The organism is Clostridium sp. (assembly GCF_036643715.1).
Classification (GTDB): Bacteria; Bacillota; Clostridia; order Clostridiales; family Clostridiaceae; genus Clostridium.
In genome coordinates this window covers 20,941-40,329 of sequence record NZ_JAVXRL010000007.1, presented here as the reverse complement: position 1 = coordinate 40,329, position 19,389 = coordinate 20,941, and the positions used below count along the sequence as shown (strand labels likewise).

The 19,389-nt window shown below is 31.4% G+C and carries 15 protein-coding genes and 1 other annotated feature; of the genes, 11 read left to right on the top strand and 4 right to left on the bottom strand.

The annotated features are described in order from the left end of the window. The first annotated feature begins 79 nt into the window (after positions 1-79). The 6 genes from nrdG to nifJ all read left to right on the top strand — a co-directional run bounded on the left by nrdG (position 80) and on the right by nifJ (position 9,688). Positions 80-598 (top strand): anaerobic ribonucleoside-triphosphate reductase activating protein, encoded by a 519-nt coding sequence (gene nrdG, locus RSF37_RS03705; RefSeq protein ID WP_332563042.1) that lies wholly within the window; start codon positions 80-82, stop codon positions 596-598. A 31-nt stretch (positions 599-629) separates the two neighbouring features. Continuing rightward, a complete protein-coding gene (locus RSF37_RS03700) occupies positions 630-2,114 on the top strand; it encodes a leucyl aminopeptidase (protein WP_442878702.1) in 1,485 nt (494 codons plus the stop codon). A gap of 179 nt (positions 2,115-2,293) precedes the next feature. Further along, positions 2,294-3,352, top strand: coding sequence for a CdaR family transcriptional regulator (locus tag RSF37_RS03695; RefSeq protein WP_332563040.1), 1,059 nt, complete (start codon positions 2,294-2,296; stop codon positions 3,350-3,352). Between the two features lie 111 nt (positions 3,353-3,463). After that, positions 3,464-4,720 carry a GntP family permease gene (locus RSF37_RS03690; RefSeq protein ID WP_332563039.1) on the top strand — a complete coding sequence of 419 codons (1,257 nt, stop codon included), beginning with the start codon at positions 3,464-3,466 and terminating at the stop codon, positions 4,718-4,720. Between the two features lie 25 nt (positions 4,721-4,745). Continuing rightward, the gene (locus tag RSF37_RS03685) at positions 4,746-5,867 is read left to right on the top strand and encodes a glycerate kinase (RefSeq protein WP_332563038.1); all 1,122 of its coding nucleotides are present in this window, start codon (positions 4,746-4,748) and stop codon (positions 5,865-5,867) included. A gap of 308 nt (positions 5,868-6,175) precedes the next feature. Further along, positions 6,176-9,688 carry a pyruvate:ferredoxin (flavodoxin) oxidoreductase gene (gene nifJ / locus RSF37_RS03680; RefSeq protein ID WP_332563037.1) on the top strand — a complete coding sequence of 1,171 codons (3,513 nt, stop codon included), beginning with the start codon at positions 6,176-6,178 and terminating at the stop codon, positions 9,686-9,688. Positions 9,689-9,768: 80 nt separating this feature from the next. On the opposite strand, the gene asnS is transcribed toward nifJ, so the two are convergent. Next, complete coding sequence (asnS, locus tag RSF37_RS03675) at positions 9,769-11,163, bottom strand: asparagine--tRNA ligase (RefSeq protein WP_332563036.1); 1,395 nt, start codon at positions 11,161-11,163, stop codon at positions 9,769-9,771. Positions 11,164-11,229: 66 nt separating this feature from the next. Beyond that, positions 11,230-11,487: a binding site (T-box leader), on the bottom strand. A 98-nt stretch (positions 11,488-11,585) separates the two neighbouring features. Between asnS and RSF37_RS03670 the strand changes: the two genes are divergently transcribed. After that, complete coding sequence (locus RSF37_RS03670; RefSeq protein ID WP_332563035.1) at positions 11,586-11,990, top strand: cytochrome b5 domain-containing protein; 405 nt, start codon at positions 11,586-11,588, stop codon at positions 11,988-11,990. Positions 11,991-12,069: 79 nt separating this feature from the next. After that, positions 12,070-13,515: an FAD-dependent oxidoreductase gene (locus RSF37_RS03665; protein WP_332563034.1), complete on the top strand. Its 1,446-nt coding sequence runs from the start codon at positions 12,070-12,072 to the stop codon at positions 13,513-13,515. Positions 13,516-13,566: 51 nt separating this feature from the next. On the opposite strand, the gene RSF37_RS03660 is transcribed toward RSF37_RS03665, so the two are convergent. After that, positions 13,567-14,265, bottom strand: coding sequence for a metallophosphoesterase family protein (locus tag RSF37_RS03660; protein WP_332563033.1), 699 nt, complete (start codon positions 14,263-14,265; stop codon positions 13,567-13,569). Between the two features lie 139 nt (positions 14,266-14,404). Between RSF37_RS03660 and RSF37_RS03655 the strand changes: the two genes are divergently transcribed. Together RSF37_RS03655 and RSF37_RS03650 are read left to right on the top strand one after the other, a co-directional pair. Beyond that, the gene (locus RSF37_RS03655) at positions 14,405-15,484 is read left to right on the top strand and encodes a M24 family metallopeptidase (RefSeq protein ID WP_332563032.1); all 1,080 of its coding nucleotides are present in this window, start codon (positions 14,405-14,407) and stop codon (positions 15,482-15,484) included. A 69-nt stretch (positions 15,485-15,553) separates the two neighbouring features. Further along, the gene (locus RSF37_RS03650) at positions 15,554-16,438 is read left to right on the top strand and encodes a potassium channel family protein (protein ID WP_332563031.1); all 885 of its coding nucleotides are present in this window, start codon (positions 15,554-15,556) and stop codon (positions 16,436-16,438) included. 52 nt (positions 16,439-16,490) lie between these two features. Here the strand turns inward: RSF37_RS03650 and RSF37_RS03645 are convergent, their stop codons facing one another. Both RSF37_RS03645 and RSF37_RS03640 read right to left on the bottom strand, forming a co-directional pair. Further along, positions 16,491-17,717 (bottom strand): NupC/NupG family nucleoside CNT transporter, encoded by a 1,227-nt coding sequence (locus tag RSF37_RS03645; protein WP_332563030.1) that lies wholly within the window; start codon positions 17,715-17,717, stop codon positions 16,491-16,493. A 62-nt stretch (positions 17,718-17,779) separates the two neighbouring features. Continuing rightward, a complete protein-coding gene (locus RSF37_RS03640) occupies positions 17,780-18,598 on the bottom strand; it encodes a purine-nucleoside phosphorylase (protein WP_332563029.1) in 819 nt (272 codons plus the stop codon). Between the two features lie 210 nt (positions 18,599-18,808). On the opposite strand from RSF37_RS03640, the gene RSF37_RS03635 reads away from it, so the two are divergent. After that, entirely contained in the window at positions 18,809-19,375 is a 567-nt protein-coding gene (locus RSF37_RS03635; protein ID WP_332563028.1) for a YdcF family protein, read from the top strand. The last annotated feature ends 14 nt before the right edge of the window (positions 19,376-19,389 follow it).

Here is a 19,389-nt window from a genome sequence, read left to right as displayed (position 1 = left end):
TTAAGTAATAAATATTTTGTATTATATGGATAATGAAATTTAGAGTGATATAATTTAAGTTAATTGAAGGAGTGAGCTTATGACTAAAAAAATTAGACTTTCAGGAATAGCTTATGAAAGTTTAGTAAATGGACCTGGAATGAGAAGAGTATTCTTTTCACAAGGATGCAATCATAATTGCAAGGGATGTTTTAATCCAGACACACATGATTTTAATGGTGGCGAAGAAAGAGATATGGATGAACTTATAATGGATGTACTAAATAATCCAATGATTAAGGGTGTCACTTTCAGCGGAGGAGATCCTATAGAAAGAGCAGAAGAGTTCTCATATATGGCAAAAAAGTTTAGAGAGAATGGGTTGAATGTTTGGTCATTTACAGGTTATACCTTCGAGTATATATTAGAGCATCTAGATGATAGAAAAGGATTTAGGGAATTTATTAATAATATAGATGTGTTAGTAGATGGAAGATTTGATAAAGAACAGGTTGAGGATGGTCTAAGATATAGAGGTTCAAAGAATCAAAGAATAATTGATGTAAAAAAGAGTTTAAAGGCTAATGAGATTGTACTAGTTCATGAATACATGAATTAATATATAAAGATAAAATTAGAAGGGAGAGAATATTATGAAAGTAAGTGCAAAGGCTAAAAAATGGTCAGAAGTACAAGGTGTTATCATTTCTTTATTTGAAGAGAAGTTAGAATTAAAGACTCCTGAAATAAATAAAATGATACAACACTTAAATAAAAATGGTAAGTTCAGCGGAAAGGAAGGGGAAGTTTATACTTTCACTAATGAAGTTGAAGGAAAGATAGAAGACATAGTTTTATTAGGTCTTGGAAAGGAAGATGATATAACTTTAGAGAAAATTAAAGTTAACCTTTCAAAAGCATATAATAAAATGAAAGAACTTAAAAATAATGATATAGTTGTTAGAATGATAAACACTAAAGAATTAGATGTTTGTGAAATGGCTAAAGCTATGACAATATCATTAATGCTTTCAGACTATGAATTTAACAAATATAAGACTGATAAAGAAGTTAAGGAAGATGTATTTGTATCAATGTCAGGATATAACATAGAAGAGTCTATGATTGAAGATATTGAATCATTTATAGTTGAAGGAATGGAAATAGCTAAAGGTATAATAATAGCTAGAAACTTAGTTAATGAACCAGCAAATGAAATGTATCCAGAAATGTTAGCTGATGAAGCTATAATAATTGGTGATGAATGTGGCTTCGAAGTGGAAGTTATTGAAGAAGGAAAAATAGGTGCCCTTGGAATGGAAGCTTTCTTATCCGTTGCAAAGGGATCTAGTAGAGAACCAAAACTTATCGTTATGAGATATTTTGGAGACAAGGAAAACAAGAAAGATAGACTTGGTCTTGTTGGTAAGGGATTAACTTACGATTCAGGTGGATATTCAATAAAACCAACTGATGGTATGAAAACTATGAAATCAGACATGGGTGGTGCAGCGGCTGTAATAGGCGCAATGTCTATAATTGCAAAGAGAAAATTAAAAATGAATGTAATTGGTGTTGTTGCTGCTTGTGAAAATATGATTTCAGGTAAGGCGTACAAGCCAGGAGATATTATAAGCAGTATGGCTGGTAAGACTATAGAGGTATTAAACACAGATGCAGAAGGAAGATTAACTTTAGCTGATGCTGTAACTTATATAACAACTAAAGAAAAGGTTAATGAAGTTGTTGAGATGGCAACTCTTACAGGAGCAGCATTAGTAGCGCTTGGAGAAACAACAACAGCAGCAGTAACTAATGATGAAGATTTATATAAAGAATTTGAAGAAGTAACAAAATATACAGGAGAAAAAGTATGGCAATTACCAGCTTTCCCTGAATATAAGGAACTTTTAAAATCAGATATAGCTGACTTGAAAAATATTGGTGGAAGAGATGCAGGCACAATAACAGCAGGACTTTTTGTTGAAGATTTTGTTCCAGAGGGAATACCATTTCTACACTTAGATATTGCAGGAACAGCATGGACAGATTCACCAAAACCTTATAAAGAAAAAGGTGGTACAGGAGTTCCTGTAAATACAATTTATGAATTCGCAAAAGAAAGAGAAAATTAATAGGAAAATTCCTATTTAAAGTGACCTTTTAAGGTCACTTTTTTTTATAAGATAAAGTAATTACTATGTTAAAATATAGTAAAGCATTTTGGGGATGCTATATTATGGGGAGGGAAAATTTAAAGGGAAATATAAGGAATTAAATAAATTAGATTAATAAATTAGGGAGGTCGTTTTGTATGCTTAGTAGAGAACTTGCTCAAAATATTTCTGAGAGAATGATGAAAGTAATTCCATACAACGTAAATATAATGGATGATAGAGGTGTCATTATTGGAAGTGGTGATCTTAGTAGAGTTGGGCATATTCATGAAGGCGCTATAGAAACCCTAAAGAGAAAATCTGTTGTAGAAATAAATGAAAGTGTAGGAGGTGTTAAACCTGGTGTTAATACTCCTATATTTTTTATGGGAAAAGCAATTGGCGTAATTGGAATAACAGGAAATCCTGAAAAGGTTAGACAGTTTTCTAAAATAGTTTCTGTAACTGCGGAATTACTAATAAATCAAGAATATACTTTAAATGAATACTTAATAAAGAAGAAATTAGAAGAAGAATTTATATATGAGCTTTTATATTCAAATAAGGAATATGATAATGATTTTATACAAAGAGGTAAATCTTTAGGCGTTGATATAACGAAAAAGATGTCAGTTATAATATTAAATTATGAAAAAAAAGATGAAAATAAAATAATAGTTAAGCTTAAGAACGTATTAGTTAAGGATGAACATTTTATAAGTATAGCAAATGATAAATTTGCAATAATATTACTTAGAGATAATAATTTCGATGAAAAGGTTCTTAAGATAGATAAAATTTTAAATAAATATAAAATAAGCATTGGAATTGGAGAGTGGCATAAAATTCTTCAAAATTCATTAATTGAAGGTATTGAGGCATTGAAGATTGGAGATAAGCTTTATGGTGAAGAGAGAGTTAATTTTTATAAGAAGATAAAACTTTTTTATTATATGGAAGATTTCTTTTTTCAAGATGAAAATCAATACATTATAGAGAAAGTTAAAAATGAAGGATATGAATTACTTGAAACATTCATAGCTTACTTTGATTTTAATGGAGAGAAGAATAGAATAGCAGAAAAGTTACATATTCATAGAAATACACTTAACTATAGACTTAAAAAAATTGAAGAAATAACCTCATTAAGTTTTGAAAATTATATTGATGTATTTCAATTTTTATCAAGTTATATAGGATTTAAACTTCAAGTGTAATTTGGGCAAATGCACAAAAAATATATAAATAAGTTTGGGTGTTTATATAATGAAATTATTTACAAGAACCTTTACAATTAGTAAGTACAAAAGATGAAAGGAGACAAAGTAATGGATATTACAGTTACAGCATTAGGAGCAATTGTTGCTTTAGTAGTAGCAATTGTATTAATTGTAAAGAAAGTTCACCCAGCATACGGATTAATAGTTGGAGCAATTGTTGGTGGATTAATTGGAGGAGCCGGAATTGAAGGAACAGTTTCATTAATGATGGATGGAGCTAAAGGAATGATTCCTGCGATACTTAGAATACTTACAGCTGGAGTTTTAGCGGGGGTTTTAATAGAATCAGGAGCAGCAGCTAAAATTGCAGAAACAATTGTTGAAAAAATAGGAGAATCAAGAGCATTAGTTGCACTTACAATAGCAACAACAGTACTTACAATGGTTGGAGTATTTGTTGATGTTGCTGTTATAACAGTTGCACCAATAGCACTTGCAATAGCACAAAGATCAGGATTAACAAAAACAGCTATATTAATCGCTATGGTTGGTGGAGGTAAGGCTGGTAATATAATGTCTCCAAACCCAAATACAATAGCAGCAGCAGATAACCTTGGAGTTCCATTAACTTCAGTTATGCTTGCAGGTGTAATACCAGCAATTATCGGAATTATAGTTACATGTATTATTTCAAAAAGATTAAAGCAAAAAGGTAGTTTTGTTAGTGAAGAAGAAAAACTTAAAGAGGTAGAAAATATGCCTAGTTTCTTTACTGCAATGGTTGGACCTATAGTAGCAATCGTATTATTAATGTTAAGACCAATCGCAAACATAGCAATTGATCCACTTATAGCACTTCCAGTTGGAGGGATTTGTGGAATACTTGCAATGGGTAAGATAAGATATTTAAATAGATATGCAACATTTGGATTAGCTAAGATGAGTGGAGTTGCCATTCTTTTAATAGGAACTGGTACACTTGCTGGAATTATAGCAAATTCAGGACTTAAAGATGTAATAATATCAGGAGTTAATTCACTTGGATTACCAAGCTTTGCATTAGCACCAATATCAGGTATTTTAATGTCAGCTGCAACAGCATCAACAACATCAGGAACAGCAGTTGCAACATCAGTATTTGGACCTACAATAGTTGGTCTTGGAGTAGCACCACTTGCAACAGCAGCAATGATACATGTTGGAGCAACAGTATTAGATCACTTACCACACGGTAGCTTCTTCCATGCAACTGGCGGAAGTGTATCAATGGAAATGAACGAAAGATTAAAACTTATACCATATGAATCATTAGTTGGACTTTCAATGACAATTGTATCAACTATAATATTTGGATTTATACTATAAAGTTTAGAAAAGAGGGAGAATTACTATGAAATTTGTATTAGCACCAGATTCATTTAAAGAAAGCATGTCTTCTATGGAAGCTTGTAATGCAATGGAGAGAGGCATAAAGAAAGTAATAAAAGATGCAGAATGCATTAAGGTACCAATGGCAGACGGCGGAGAAGGCACTGTTGAAGCTTTAGTTTTGGCAACAGGTGGTTCTATTAAAAAAGTAATGGTAAAAGGACCTTTAGGCGAGGCTACTGAAGCAAGCTTTGGAATGCTTGGTAATTCAAAAACAGCTGTTATCGAAATGGCTGAAGCTAGTGGAATAGCACTTGTAAATAGAGATGATAGAAATCCAATGATTACAACAACTTATGGAACTGGAGAAATTATTAAAGCTGCATTAGATAATGGAGCAGACAGTATAGTTATTGGAATTGGAGGAAGTGCTACAAATGATGGTGGAGCTGGAATGCTTCAAGCATTAGGAGTTAAGCTTCTTGATGAAAATTCTAATGAACTTCCTTTTGGTGGTGGAGCTTTAAGTAATCTTCATAAGATTGATGTAAGTAGTTTAGATGAAAGATTAAAAGACGTAAGTATAGAAGTTGCATGTGATGTAACTAATCCTTTATGTGGAATAACTGGAGCATCTCATGTTTTTGGTCCTCAAAAGGGAGCAACAGAAGAGATGGTTCTAGAACTTGATAAAAATTTAGAGCATTATGCAAATAAGATTAAAGAGTACTTAGGAAAAGATATAAAAGATGCTGAAGGAGCTGGAGCTGCAGGCGGTCTTGGAGCTGCACTTTTAGCATTTTTAAATGGAGAACTTAAAAGAGGAATCGAACTTGTAATAAAACATACGAACCTTGAAGAGAAGCTTAAGGGTTCTGATTACTTATTAACAGGTGAAGGAAGTATTGATTCTCAAACTATATTTGGAAAGACACCAATGGGAGTTGCAACTGTAGCTAAAAAGCAAGGTGCAAGGACTATAGCTTTTGGTGGAAGAATATTAGATGGAGTAGAAAATCTTTATGATATAGGTGTTACTTCAATCTTCTCAATTACTCCAGGTGTTATTGACTTAGATACTGCTCTAAAAGACGGTAGTAAAAATTTAGAGAGAACAGTAGAAAATGTAGTTAGACTTTTATAATAAAAAGAGGTCCCTAAAATTTCAATATACGAAACTTGCTGAGATTCTGAAAACTCAGCAAGTTTTTTTGCGTTTATATATATAAATAATCCATAGGAATTATCCACATATATGTGGATAATTTATTGATTCAAAACATCTTTGTGGATAACTTTTTTCATATAAGTTATTAGAATACATACGAATTAGGCTATTGATACTATAAATTATTAGTATTATAAAATAAATTCTAAGGAGTATATAATTATTTGTGTTAGAAAGTTTTTTTGAAACTTACTAAAGATAAATTCAAAAAAGGAGATGATACTATGAAGACAATGAAGACTATGGATGGTAACACTGCTGCAGCTCATATCTCATATGCATTTACAGAAGTTACAGCAATTTATCCAATAACACCATCATCACCAATGGCTGAACATGTCGATGAATGGGCAGCAAAAGGAAGAAAGAATATCTTTGGACAACCAGTTAAAATTATGGAAATGCAATCAGAAGCAGGTGCTTCAGGTGCAGTTCATGGATCATTACAAGGTGGTGCGTTAACAACTACATATACTGCATCACAAGGATTATTATTAATGATTCCAAACATGTATAAAATGGCTGGAGAATTACTTCCAGGAGTATTCCATGTGGCCGCTAGAGCAATAGCTGCTTCGTCACTAAGTATTTTTGGGGATCATCAAGATGTCATGGCAACAAGACAAACTGGATTTGCAATACTTGCTGAGGGCGCAGTTCAAGAAGTTATGGATTTATCAGCTGTAGCACATTTAGCTGCAATTAAGTCAAGAATTCCATTTTTAAATTTCTTTGATGGATTTAGAACTTCACACGAAATACAAAAAATAGAGGTATTAGATCAAGAAGATTTAAGACCATTAATAGATATGGATGCTTTAAAAGCATTTAGAAAAAGAGCATTAAGTCCAAATCATCCTGTAACTAGAGGAACTGCTCAAAATCCAGATATTTATTTCCAAGAACGAGAAGCTGTAAATAAATTTTACGATGCCGTACCAGACATTGTTGAAGGATATATGGCTGAAATTACAAGAATAACTGGAAGAGAATATCACTGTTTCGATTACTATGGTGCAAAGGATGCAGATAGAATAATTATAGCTATGGGATCATGTACAGATTTATGTGAAGAAACAGTAGATTACTTAAATGATAGAGGACAAAAAGTTGGTGTTGTTAAAGTAAGACTTTACAGACCATTTGATGTTGAAAGATTAAAGAAGGTAATCCCGGAAACAGTTAAGAAGATTGCTGTTTTAGATAAGACTAAAGAACCAGGAAGCAACGGAGAACCACTTTATTTAGATGTTGTAGGTGCATTTAACGATGTGAAAGATTCACCATTAATAATCGGTGGAAGATATGGATTAGGTTCAAAAGATCCAAATCCAAGTCATATAGTTGCTGTATATGATAACTTAAATAAGGAAGAACCAAAGAATGGATTTACTATAGGAATAGTAGATGATGTAACTAACACATCACTAGAAATATCAGAAGATATAGATGCAACTAAAAAAGGCACTGTTTCATGTAAGTTCTGGGGGCTTGGATCAGATGGTACTGTTGGTGCGAATAAGAGTGCTATAAAAATTATTGGAGACCATACAGAAATGTATGCTCAAGGATATTTCTCATATGATTCTAAAAAATCAGGTGGGGTTACAGTATCACATTTAAGATTTGGTAAAGAACCAATAAAATCACCTTATTTAGTAGATAAAGCAGACTTTATAGCTTGTCATAATCAGGCATACGTTCATAAATATAATGTTTTAGATGGATTAAAGAAGAACGGAACATTTTTACTAAACACTATATGGAACGCTGACGAAATAGAAAAGAACTTACCAGCTTCATATAAGAGATATATAGCAAATAACAATATTAAATTCTACACTTTAAATGCTGTTAAAATAGCACAAGAGATTGGTCTTGGTGGAAGAATTAATATGATTATGCAATCAGCTTTCTTTAAATTAGCAAATATTATCCCTATAGAGGATGCTGTTAAATATTTAAAAGAAGCAGTTGTAACTTCATACGGTAAAAAAGGACAAAAGATTGTTGATATGAATAATGAAGCTATTGATAAAGGAACTAATTCATTAGTTGAAGTTAAAGTTTTAGATTCATGGAAAGATGCTAAAGATGAAGTTAAACCTGAATTAGAAGGTGCAACAGATTTTATAAAGAAAATTGTTGAACCTATGAATAGGTTAGAAGGATTCTCTCTACCAGTATCAGCATTTGATGGAATAGAAGATGGTACTTTTGAACAAGGAACAGCAGCCTTCGAAAGAAGAGGGATTGCAATAAATGTACCAGAATGGGATAAAGACAAATGTATACAATGTAATCAATGCTCATTTGTATGTCCACATGCTGCAATAAGACCGTTTTTATTAACTGAAAAAGAATCAAAGAATGCTCCAGTAGGAATGAAATTAACTAAAGCAAAAGGAATAAAATCAGAAGATGGAATGAACTTTGCAATTTCAATTGATCCTATAGATTGTACTGGATGTGGAAACTGTGCTGAGGTTTGTCCTGCAAAAGGAAAAGCTTTAGTTATGAAACCAGCCCATACTCAAAAGCATGAGATGGAGAACTTTGAATATGCAACTAAAATGGTAACAATAAAAGAAAACATGATGAATAAGAATACTGTAAAAGGTAGTCAGTTCCAAAAACCATTACTTGAGTTCTCAGGAGCTTGTGGCGGATGTGGAGAAACTCCATATGCTAAGCTTATAACTCAATTATTTGGAGATAGAATGGTAATTTCAAATGCAACAGGATGTTCATCTATTTGGGGTGGTTCTGCACCATCAACTCCATATACAACTAATAATAAAGGATTTGGTCCTGCATGGGCAAATTCATTATTTGAAGATAACGCTGAATATGGACTTGGAATGTTTTTAGGTGCAAAAGCTATAAGAGAAAGATTATTTGAAAAAGCAAATATGCTTATAGAAGAACTAGAAGAATGTGAAGCTAAAGAAGCTCTTAAAACTTGGGCAGATAATGTAGAAGTTGGATCAGAAACTAGAGAGAGAGCAGATAGATTAGTACATGCTTTAGAAGGCTTAAATAATAAACTTGCAAAAGAAATATTAGAAGAACAAGACTTCTTAATAAGACCATCTCAATGGATTTTCGGAGGAGACGGATGGGCTTATGATATTGGATATGGTGGATTAGACCATGTACTAGCATCAGGAGAAAATATAAACGTATTTGTATTTGATACAGAAGTTTATTCAAACACTGGTGGTCAATCCTCAAAATCAACTCCAACAGCAGCTGTTGCTAAATTTGCTGCATCAGGTAAGAAAACTAAGAAGAAAGACCTTGGAATGATGGCAATGACATACGGATATGTATATGTTGCACAAGTTTCAATGGGAGCTGATAAGAACCAAACTCTTAAAGCTATAGCAGAAGCTGAAAATTATGATGGACCATCATTAATTATCGGATATGCTCCATGTATTAATCATGGTATTAAAATAGGAATGGGTAATAGCCAAGTAGAAGCTAAAAGAGCTGTTGATTGTGGATACTGGAATATGTATAGATTCAATCCAGAACTAAAGGGAAGTGGAACAAATCCATTTACTTTAGATTCAAAAGAACCAACAGGGGACTTTAAGGAATTCTTAATGGGAGAAGTTAGATACTCTTCTCTTGCTAAATCATTCCCAGAAGCTGCAGAGGCACTATTTGAAAAGACTCATAGTGATGCTATGGAAAGATTAGAAAATTATAAAAAGCTTGCAGGAAAATAAAACTTCAAAATAAATAAAACCTCAAAACAAAAAAATACTGTAGTGATTTAATAAATCACTACAGTATTTTTTGTTTTATATTAGAAGTCTGATTGACCAGTTGTTCTTGGGAATGGTATAACGTCTCTGATATTTGTCATACCAGTGATGTACATGATTAATCTTTCAAATCCAAGACCGAATCCTGCGTGCTTAGTTTCTCCGTACTTTCTAAGCTCTAAGTACCACCAGTAATCTTCTTCATTTAAGTTAAGTTCAGCCATTCTAGCTTTAAGAACATCAAGTCTTTCTTCTCTTTGGCTACCACCTATAATTTCTCCTATTCCAGGAACTAAAAGGTCCATAGCAGCAACTGTCTTATTATCATCGTTCATTCTCATATAGAATGCTTTAATATCTTTTGGATAGTCAGTTACGAATAAAGGTCTCTTGAAGTGTTCTTCTGTTAAGTATCTTTCATGTTCTGTTTGAAGATCTATTCCCCATTCAACTGGGTATTCGAATGTCTTATCACAGCTCATTAATATATCAACAGCTTCTGTATAAGTAACCTTAGCAAACTCTGCATTTGCAACGTGATTTAATCTTTCAACTAATCCTTTATCGATGAATTGGTTAAAGAATGCTATTTCTTCAGGACATTCTTTCATTACATACTTAATTACATAAGTAAGCATTTCTTCTGCAAGCTTCATATCATCGTTTAAGTCAGCAAATGATATTTCAGGTTCTACCATCCAGAATTCTGCTGCATGTCTTGCAGTGTTTGAATTTTCAGCTCTGAATGTTGGTCCGAATGTATAAACATCTCTAAATGCTAAAGCAAAAGTTTCTGCATTTAATTGACCTGAAACTGTAAGGTTAGTTTCTTTTCCGAAGAAGTCTTGTGAGTAATCAATAGCACCTTCTTCAGTTTGTGGAACATTGTGTAAATCAAGAGTTGTTACTCTAAACATTTCACCAGCACCTTCACAGTCACTACCAGTTAAAAGTGGAGTGTTTGTGTAAACAAATCCTTTATCTTGGAAGAATTTGTGGATAGCGTAAGCTGCAACTGATCTTACTCTAAATACAGCTGAGAAAGCGTTACTTCTTGGTCTTAAATGAGCTATTGTTCTTAAGTATTCGAATGTGTGTCTTTTCTTTTGTAATGGGTAATCTGAATCTGACATTCCTTCGATTACTATTTCCTTAGCTTGAATTTCAAATGGTTGCTTTGCATTTGGAGTTTCAACTAAAGTACCAACAACTTTTAATGATGAGCTTATTGGTAATTTTGCAAGTTCCTTAAAGTTACTTAAGTTATTATCAAAAACAACCTGTACGTTCTTAAAGAAAGAACCATCGTTAATTTCAATGAACCCAAAAGCATTTGAAGCTCTTAAAGTTCTAATCCAACCAGTTAGTGATACTTCTTTGTTTAAGTACTCAGAAGTGTTTCTGTAAAGTGACTTTACTAAAGTATTTTTATCCATTAATATTACCTCCTGTAATTTATGATTATCTTTTTATAAAATAAAAAAACCTTCCATCCCCATAAACTATGGGACGAAAGGATACTATCGCGGTACCACCCAAATTGCTATAAAAATATAGCCAACTCAAAATGTAGGCACAAAGTGTTATGCCCATTCTAGAAGTTAACGGTCTAGAAAATCCGTCTAAGCCTACTAATTAAATAAAATTTTCGGTTAGAAACTCAGAGATGTTCTTCACTCTAAGGCTTCGTATGAGGCTTCCACCTTCCCTCACTCGCTAAGACTACGTCCTAAGGTTACTCTTCTCGTCACAGTTATATTTTAATGTTATATTAAATTGATTTTACAATACTTTTTGAGCAAATGCAACAAGGTTAGCATATATTGCTTATATATCACTATATGTTAGGAGCAAAAAGATGTTATTTGAGAAAATTATAATTAAGAAGATGAAAGAGTTAAATGAGCTAAAAGGAATGCTTTTTTATAGAGGTGAAGCAGAAAAGAAAGAAATAATAAACGAGATAAAATATATATTAGGTGATTTAGAACTTATACTTGAAGAGCAGCAAATAGAATCTAAGACTAGAATGAGAGAATTCACATTGGCAGAACTATCTAAATATGACGGTAAGGATGGAAGGCTTGCATATGTTGCAGTTAATGGTTCTATTTATGATGTAACCGGTGTTGTTGGATTTAGTGAAGGGCAGCATTTTGGGATCAAAGCTGGAACTGATGGAACAAATAGTTTTAAACAATGTCATGGAAAGCAAAAAGATATTCTAAAAAATCTTAGAGTTGTTGGAGTTTTAAAAGAGTAAAACATAATAAAAATAACTAGAATTTAATTTCTAGTTATTTTTTTGTTGTTAAATGGAACAATAAAAAGGAGGTGATTTTATGAAATCAATATGGAGTGAATCATGCAATTTAAAAAGAAGAGAGTCATTAAATGGTGATATAGAAGTAAAAACGCTTATTATAGGTGCTGGAATAGCAGGCTTGCTAACAGCATATTTATTAAAGCAAAGTGGTGAAAATCCAGTTATTATTGAAAGTAATGAGATTTTAGGAGGTAATACAAAAAATACAACAGGAAAGATTACTTCTCAGCATGGGTTAATTTACAACAGATTGATTAAAGAGTTTGGAGAAGATGCGGCAAAGGAATATGGAAGAGCTAACGAAGTCGCAATTAGAAAGTTTAAAGAAATTATAGATGAGAATAAAATAGATTGCGACTTTGAAGAAAGAGCATCTTATATATACTCATTAGATAAAGATGATGAAATTAAGGAAGAGTATGAAGCAGTATGTAAATTAGGAATTGATGCGGAGTTAGTTAAAGATACGAAACTTCCTTTCAACATAAATATAGGATTAAAATTTAATAAACAAGCACAATTTAATCCGTTAAAGTTTTTAGAAGAAATATCAAAAGATATAACTATATATGAAAATACTAGAGCTTTAGATATAGAAGGAAAAACAGTAATTACTAATAATGGTAATATAAATGCAAGTAAAATAATAGTTACAACACATTTTCCGATATTTAATGCGCCAGGATATTATTTTATGAGAATGCACCAAGAGAGATCTTATGTTATAGCATTAAAAAATGCAGAAAATGTTGATGGTATGTACATTGACATTAATAAGGATGGGTATTCTTTTAGAAATTATAAAGATTTATTATTAATAGGTGGTATACCTCAAAGAACAGGACAAAATGAGGAGGGTGGATCTTATGAAGCCTTAAGAAGTGCTACTAAAGAAATGTACCCTAATGCAACGGAAGTTGCTATTTGGTCAGCTCAAGATTGCATGAGTCTAGATAGTATACCTTACATAGGGAATTACTCTTTAAATTCAAATGATATTTATGTAGCTACAGGATTTAATAAATGGGGTATGACAGGTTCTATGGTCGCTGCAATGATACTTTCAGATAGGGTTTTAGGAAGAAAAAATGATTTCTCAAATATATTTTCACCTGAAAGAATTGATATTACAGAATCAATAGATAATTTTATGGAAAACACTAAAGAAACAGTTAAGAACTTTATAGCACAGAAATTATATATACCAGATAGTGAGATAGAACATATTAAAAATGGTCATGGTGGAGTTGTAGAATATAAAGGGCATAAAGTTGGTGTTTATAAGGATGATAAAGGTGAAAAATTTATTGTAAAGACAAAGTGCTCGCACTTAGGATGTCAACTTCATTGGAATGCTGATGAACTAACATGGGACTGTCCATGTCATGGTTCAAGATTTGATTATAAAGGTAATATATTAGATAGTCCTACAACAAAAAAACTTAATGATGGACTAGATTAATTATAAAAAAGAAAATAGCTAGATTTGCATAAATACAAATCTAGCTATTACTTATTCTATACCAGTTTCAAAAGATCTTATTAGACTTTCAGGGAACTTAAGCATAGTCATATCTTTAATTATTCTTTTAACTTCATATTCAGTTTCAAAGATTGTAGCTTTTACATCTTTATCTTTTTCTACATCAAGTACACAATAAGTTGGATTTGGACGACCTATTTTAGGTTTTCCAACACTACCATCATTTACGAAAAGTTTATTACCAAATTTCTTAATTGAAGGTATATGAGTATGAGCACATACTAAAACATCTTCATTTAAATTTTCCATAATTGAAGCTGTATTATCTTCATTTTCTAACATATACTCATTAATCTTATTTGGACTACCATGAACAAATAAAATCTTCTTTCCTTCAAACTCTAAAGTTAAAGAAGTTGGAAGTGAATTTAAATAAAATTTATTAGCCATTCTAAGTTCGTCCACAGCAAATGGTAGTGAGAATGAATTAGTTCTTGTTTCTCTTATATAAGTAAAACTTCCATCAACGACTGAAGCATCATAATTTCCTTTTAAACATATAATATTTCTTCTCTTAATCATTGCTATAACTTCGTTAGGGTGTGGTCCATAACCAACTAAATCACCTAAACAAATTATTGTATCAACATTTTTATCTTCTATATCTTCAAGTACTCTCATTAGAGCGTAAAGATTTCCGTGTATGTCTGAGATTACTGCTATTTTCATTTACTTATCCTCCTAAGGCTTTCTTAAATAATATTATATCATCAAAGTATTACGATAAAATAAATAATAGATAAAGTTGTTATTTAAATTCAGTATATTATAATAGATAGTAAGAACATTTTAAACGGAGGGATAAATTATGAAACAAAATAGAGTACAAAAAGCAATAGAAAAGATGAGAGAAAACAACTTATCACAAATGATAGTTTCATCAGAAGCTGCATTATTTTATCTAACAGGTAAATGGTTTCATACAGGAGAAAGAATGATAACTTTACTTATAAAAGAGGATGGTAATCATAAGTTAATAATAAATAAGATGTTCCCTGTTAATGAGGACTTAGGTGTAGATATAGTGTTATTCGAAGACACAGATGAACCAATAGAAATATTAGCAAAATATATAGATAAGGATAAGACTTTAGGAGTAGATAAAAAATGGCCAGCGCATTTCTTAATAAGCTTAATGAAATTAAATGCAGCTAAAGATTATGACAATGCTTCTCCTATAGTTGATGATTTAAGAAGAATAAAAGATGAAGAAGAAATAGCTATAATGAAAGAAGCTTCAAAGTTAAATGATGAAGCAATGAAAGAATTATGGACTATGCTTGAAGAAGGAAAGACAGAAAACTATTATGCAGAAGCTTTAAAAGAAATATATGCAAAGCAGGGGGTTAATGAAGTTTCATTTACACCAATTATTGCATTCTGTCCAAATGGAGCAGATCCTCATCATGAAACAGATGATACTAAACTTAAAAAGGGTCAAAGTATTGTAATTGATATGGGAGGAGTTTATAAAGATTATTGTTCAGATATGACAAGAACAGTATTCTTTGGAGAAGCACCTTCAAAAGAACATGAAAAGATTTATAACATAGTAAAGGAAGCTAATGAAAGAGCTATCGCTATGATTAAGCCAGGAGTTAAATTTAAAGATATAGATAATGCTGCAAGAAGTTATATTACAGAGAAGGGATATGGAGAATACTTCACTCATAGAACAGGACATTGTATAGGAATAGAATGTCATGATGCAGGTGATGTTGGTGGAACTAACGAAAATGTAGTTTCAAAAGGAATGATATTCTCAATAGAACCAGGAGTGTATTTAAAAGATAACTTTGGAGTTAGAATAGAAGATTTAGTATTAGTTACTGAAGATGGATGCGAAAGATTAAACAAAGTAACTAAGGAATTAACAGTAATAAAATAATATTTATTACAATAAAGGAAGCCGTTTATTTTAATGGTTTCCTTTTTGTGTTTTAGAAAGGTTTAATATATGGGGAAATTATTATTAGCTTTAACAACTTTTGTTGCAATATTAGCTATATTTACAAATAAAGAGAACAATAATAAAGCAATAAGAATAATTAGAGAAGTTATAAAAGAAATTAACTTAGCTTACTTAAAAATATTTAAAGGGAAAGCTAAATTCACTAAATTAGTACAAGGTATTGTTTTTATAATTGCAGAACTTATGACTGCAATTGGTATAAGTGGAAGTGTAATAAAAATTATAAAAAAGAGTACGATAAGTATGAAAGAATTAGTAATTCCTTTAGCAATAATCGGAATTATTGTTAGTGTGTATTTTATTGTTGGGTATGTATTACTTACCTTAACTAGCATACACTTATTCATAAATAAGCTAGACAATAAAAAGCTTAAAAATAATTTATTAATTTCATATTTTCTTATAAGTACCTATTTTTTTGTATTTATTATATCGCCTAAACAGTTTGAACAAGCCAATGTAATTGTTTTTATAGGTTTAGCATTTGCATATTACTTAAATATGAGTGTTTTAATTAAGCTTATTAAGAATCCATTAGCTGTAAAAGGTAAAATAATAAGAAGGCGAGATGGTAAAGTTAGAAACATGCGAGTGATAGCATCCATACTACTTTTAATGATGATTATAGTTAATTTATTCCTTGCTGTAAGTGTAATAAATTATTCTATGCCAGGGTCATTTTCTAATAACCCAAGTAGCTTTGATTTGCTATATTATACAGTTATAACATTCACAACGGTAGGATACGGCGATATAGTGCCCTTAACAGTGTCTGGAAAGGTTATAACGATACTTATATCAATAACTAGTGTAATATGCTTGACGGTATTTTTAAGTAGTATATTATCAGCAAAAGATGAAGAAGAATAAATAAAAAAGTGCTTGGAAAAATCCAAGCACTTTTTTTTGTCTATATATTACATTACATTGAGAATAATACACCTGCTATTGTTCCTGTTAAACAAGTTGCAAGAGCACCACCTAGTAATGCTTTAAATCCTAATTTAGCGATTAGTCCTTTTCTTTCAGGAGCTAATGCACCTATACCACCTATTTGGATAGCAACTGAACTTATGTTAGCGAATCCGCATAATGCATAAGTAAGTATAAGTATTGTCTTAGGTTGAAGAGTACCAGCTGCAATGTACTTAGATAATTCTGAGTACGCAACAAACTCATTAATCATAACCTTTTGACCAAGTAAGCTACCAGCTACTGATATATCAGAAGTTGGTATACCCATTGCAAATGTTAATGGTGAGAATAGTTTTCCAAGTAACCATTGGAAACTAAGTGTTGGGAATCCGAATAGTCCACCAATTGAAGCTAAGATGTAGTTAAGTAATGCAATAAGCGCAACGAATGCTAAAAGCATAGCAGCAACGTTTAATGCAAGACCAAGACCTTCACTAGCTCCATTTGCAGCAGCTTCTACTACGTTTGAAGAAGTTTGTTCTATTTGAATATCAGTAGTATTTTTAGTTTTTGGTTCTTCTGTTTCAGGAACTAAAATCTTAGCTAAGATAAGTCCTGCAGGAGCAGCCATGATACTTGCAGCAAGTAAGTCACCAGCGTTAACACCCATAGCAACATATCCTGCCATAACACCACCTGCAACAGTAGCCATACCACCGACCATAATAGCCATAAGCTCTGATTTAGTCATTTCCTTAATGAAAGGTTTAACTAAAAGAGGGGCTTCTGTTTGGCCTAAGAAAATATTACCAACAGCACTTAATGTTTCAGCACCTGATGTACCAAGTAATTTACATAAGCCTTTTGCTATAATTTTAACTATAAATTGCATAATTCCTAAGTAATAAAGTATTCCCATTAAAGCTGAGAAGAAAATAATTGTTGGTAGCACTTGAAGTGCGAAAATCATACCGAATGTATTTTGGTCTAATAAGTTACCAAATAAGAATTTAGTACCTTCTTGAGTAAAGTCAAGTAGCTTAGTTATTGCATTACTACAAAATTCGAAGAATGCTCTACCAGCTGGAACTTTTAATATTATAAGTGCGAAGACTATTTGAAGTCCAAGACCAATTCCAACTAGACGCCAATTGATTTTTTTTCTGTTTTCTGAAAATAGTACGGCTATACCTAATATAGCTACTATACCAATTAATCCTATAAATCTACTCAATGTTCTTTCTCCTTCGTATATTAAATTTGGTTAAACGGTTGTTTGTATATTAAAAAATTTTCTTATAAATTTTTTATAAGCTCTCTTGTTAAGGCCATAAAGCTCTTTTTAACTTTATTAGAAGTTTCAATAACTTCTGCATGGTTAAGTGGTTGATCTAAGATTCCAGCTGCCATGTTAGTTAAACATGAGATTCCTAAAATCTCCATACCAGAATGATTAGCTACAATTACTTCAGGAACTGTAGACATACCAACGGCATCTGATCCAAATATTCTTGCCATTTTTACTTCAGCTGGAGTTTCGTAAGTTGGTCCACTAAACATAGTGTAAACTCCTTCTTTTATGTCTATCCCTAAGTTTTTAGCAGTTTCTTTAGCAATCGCTCTAAGACGAGGGCTGTAAGCTGATGACATATCTGGGAATCTTGGTCCGAAGTCATCTAAGTTTTTACCTATTAAAGGATTAGCACCTGAGTAATTAATATGATCTGTTATGATCATTAAGTCTCCAGGTTTAAACTCTGTATTAACTGATCCTGCTGCATTGGTAACGATTAACTTTTCCACGCCAAGCATCTTCATTACTCTTACAGGGAAAGTAATAACTTGCATTGAATATCCTTCATAAAAGTGGAATCTTCCTTGCATTGCTACAACTACTTTACCTTCAAGTTTACCAATAACTAAACGACCTTCGTGTCCTTGTACTGTTGATACAGGGAAATTAGGTAATTCTTCATATGGGTAAAATTCTGGTTCTTCGATTAAATCTGCAAGTGATCCTAAGCCAGATCCTAAAATTAATCCTATTTCAGGTTTATACTTACTTTTTTCAAGTATAAAATCTGCAGTGGCTTTTGCTGTATTTGATAAATCCATTTCTTATCACCTCTATATTTATTTTTAATAACTAAACATTTACATGTAAAAACGTTCATTATTTAAATTATAAAATAAATTCAGTAAAATTAAAACACAATATGTAAAAAAATATGAAATAGATAAAAACATACTGAATTAAATAGAATAGTGTCGAAATCACAATAAACATATTCTATTGCATATAATAGTATATACTATTGTTAGGCGGTGTGCAAAATAATATTTTTGGTAATAATTCTTATATTAGTTTTCCTCATTTTAAAAATAACAATTACACACAAAATTTCAAAGCCAAAAAAGAGTGATGTAATTATAATATTAGGATGCAACTTAAATAGCTTTTTTATGACTCAAAGATTAAATAAATGTGAAGAGCTTTATAAAAAAGCTATGGGTAAATATATTATAGTTACTGGGAAAGGAAGAGGTCTTTTAACAGAAGGGGAAGGAATGAAAGAAAAACTTATTGAAAGAGGGATAAATAAAGATATTATATTTGTAGAAAAGAATGCACGAAATACTTATGAAAATTTAATGTTTTCTAAAGAGATAATGGAAAGAGAAAATCTTCATAGTGCAATAATCATATCAGATGCATATCATTTAGCCAGAATTAAAATGATATGTAGAAATATAAAGATACATTCAACTGTATGTAGTGAAAAGTGTAATCACTATAGTAAATATGAGTTCCAAGCGTTAATAAGAGAAATACCAGCTTACTTAAAAGATTTTTTCTTTAGTTTAGTTAGAAAATTTATATTAAAAAACTAATAAAATAAAAAATA

What these genes read in the sequence shown, in the direction of transcription:
- RSF37_RS03685 (WP_332563038.1), top strand. Translation starts at nt 4,746, where the DNA reads ATGAAATTTGTATTAGCACCAGATTCATTTAAAGAAAGCATGTCTTCT.
- nrdG (WP_332563042.1), top strand. Translation starts at nt 80, where the DNA reads ATGACTAAAAAAATTAGACTTTCAGGAATAGCTTATGAAAGTTTAGTA.
- RSF37_RS03695 (WP_332563040.1), top strand. Translation starts at nt 2,294, where the DNA reads ATGCTTAGTAGAGAACTTGCTCAAAATATTTCTGAGAGAATGATGAAA.
- RSF37_RS03650 (WP_332563031.1), top strand. Translation starts at nt 15,554, where the DNA reads ATGGGGAAATTATTATTAGCTTTAACAACTTTTGTTGCAATATTAGCT.
- asnS (WP_332563036.1), bottom strand. Translation starts at nt 11,163, where the DNA reads ATGGATAAAAATACTTTAGTAAAGTCACTTTACAGAAACACTTCTGAG.
- RSF37_RS03640 (WP_332563029.1), bottom strand. Translation starts at nt 18,598, where the DNA reads ATGGATTTATCAAATACAGCAAAAGCCACTGCAGATTTTATACTTGAA.
- nifJ (WP_332563037.1), top strand. Translation starts at nt 6,176, where the DNA reads ATGAAGACAATGAAGACTATGGATGGTAACACTGCTGCAGCTCATATC.
- RSF37_RS03665 (WP_332563034.1), top strand. Translation starts at nt 12,070, where the DNA reads ATGAAATCAATATGGAGTGAATCATGCAATTTAAAAAGAAGAGAGTCA.
- RSF37_RS03690 (WP_332563039.1), top strand. Translation starts at nt 3,464, where the DNA reads ATGGATATTACAGTTACAGCATTAGGAGCAATTGTTGCTTTAGTAGTA.
- RSF37_RS03655 (WP_332563032.1), top strand. Translation starts at nt 14,405, where the DNA reads ATGAAACAAAATAGAGTACAAAAAGCAATAGAAAAGATGAGAGAAAAC.
- RSF37_RS03660 (WP_332563033.1), bottom strand. Translation starts at nt 14,265, where the DNA reads ATGAAAATAGCAGTAATCTCAGACATACACGGAAATCTTTACGCTCTA.
- RSF37_RS03670 (WP_332563035.1), top strand. Translation starts at nt 11,586, where the DNA reads ATGTTATTTGAGAAAATTATAATTAAGAAGATGAAAGAGTTAAATGAG.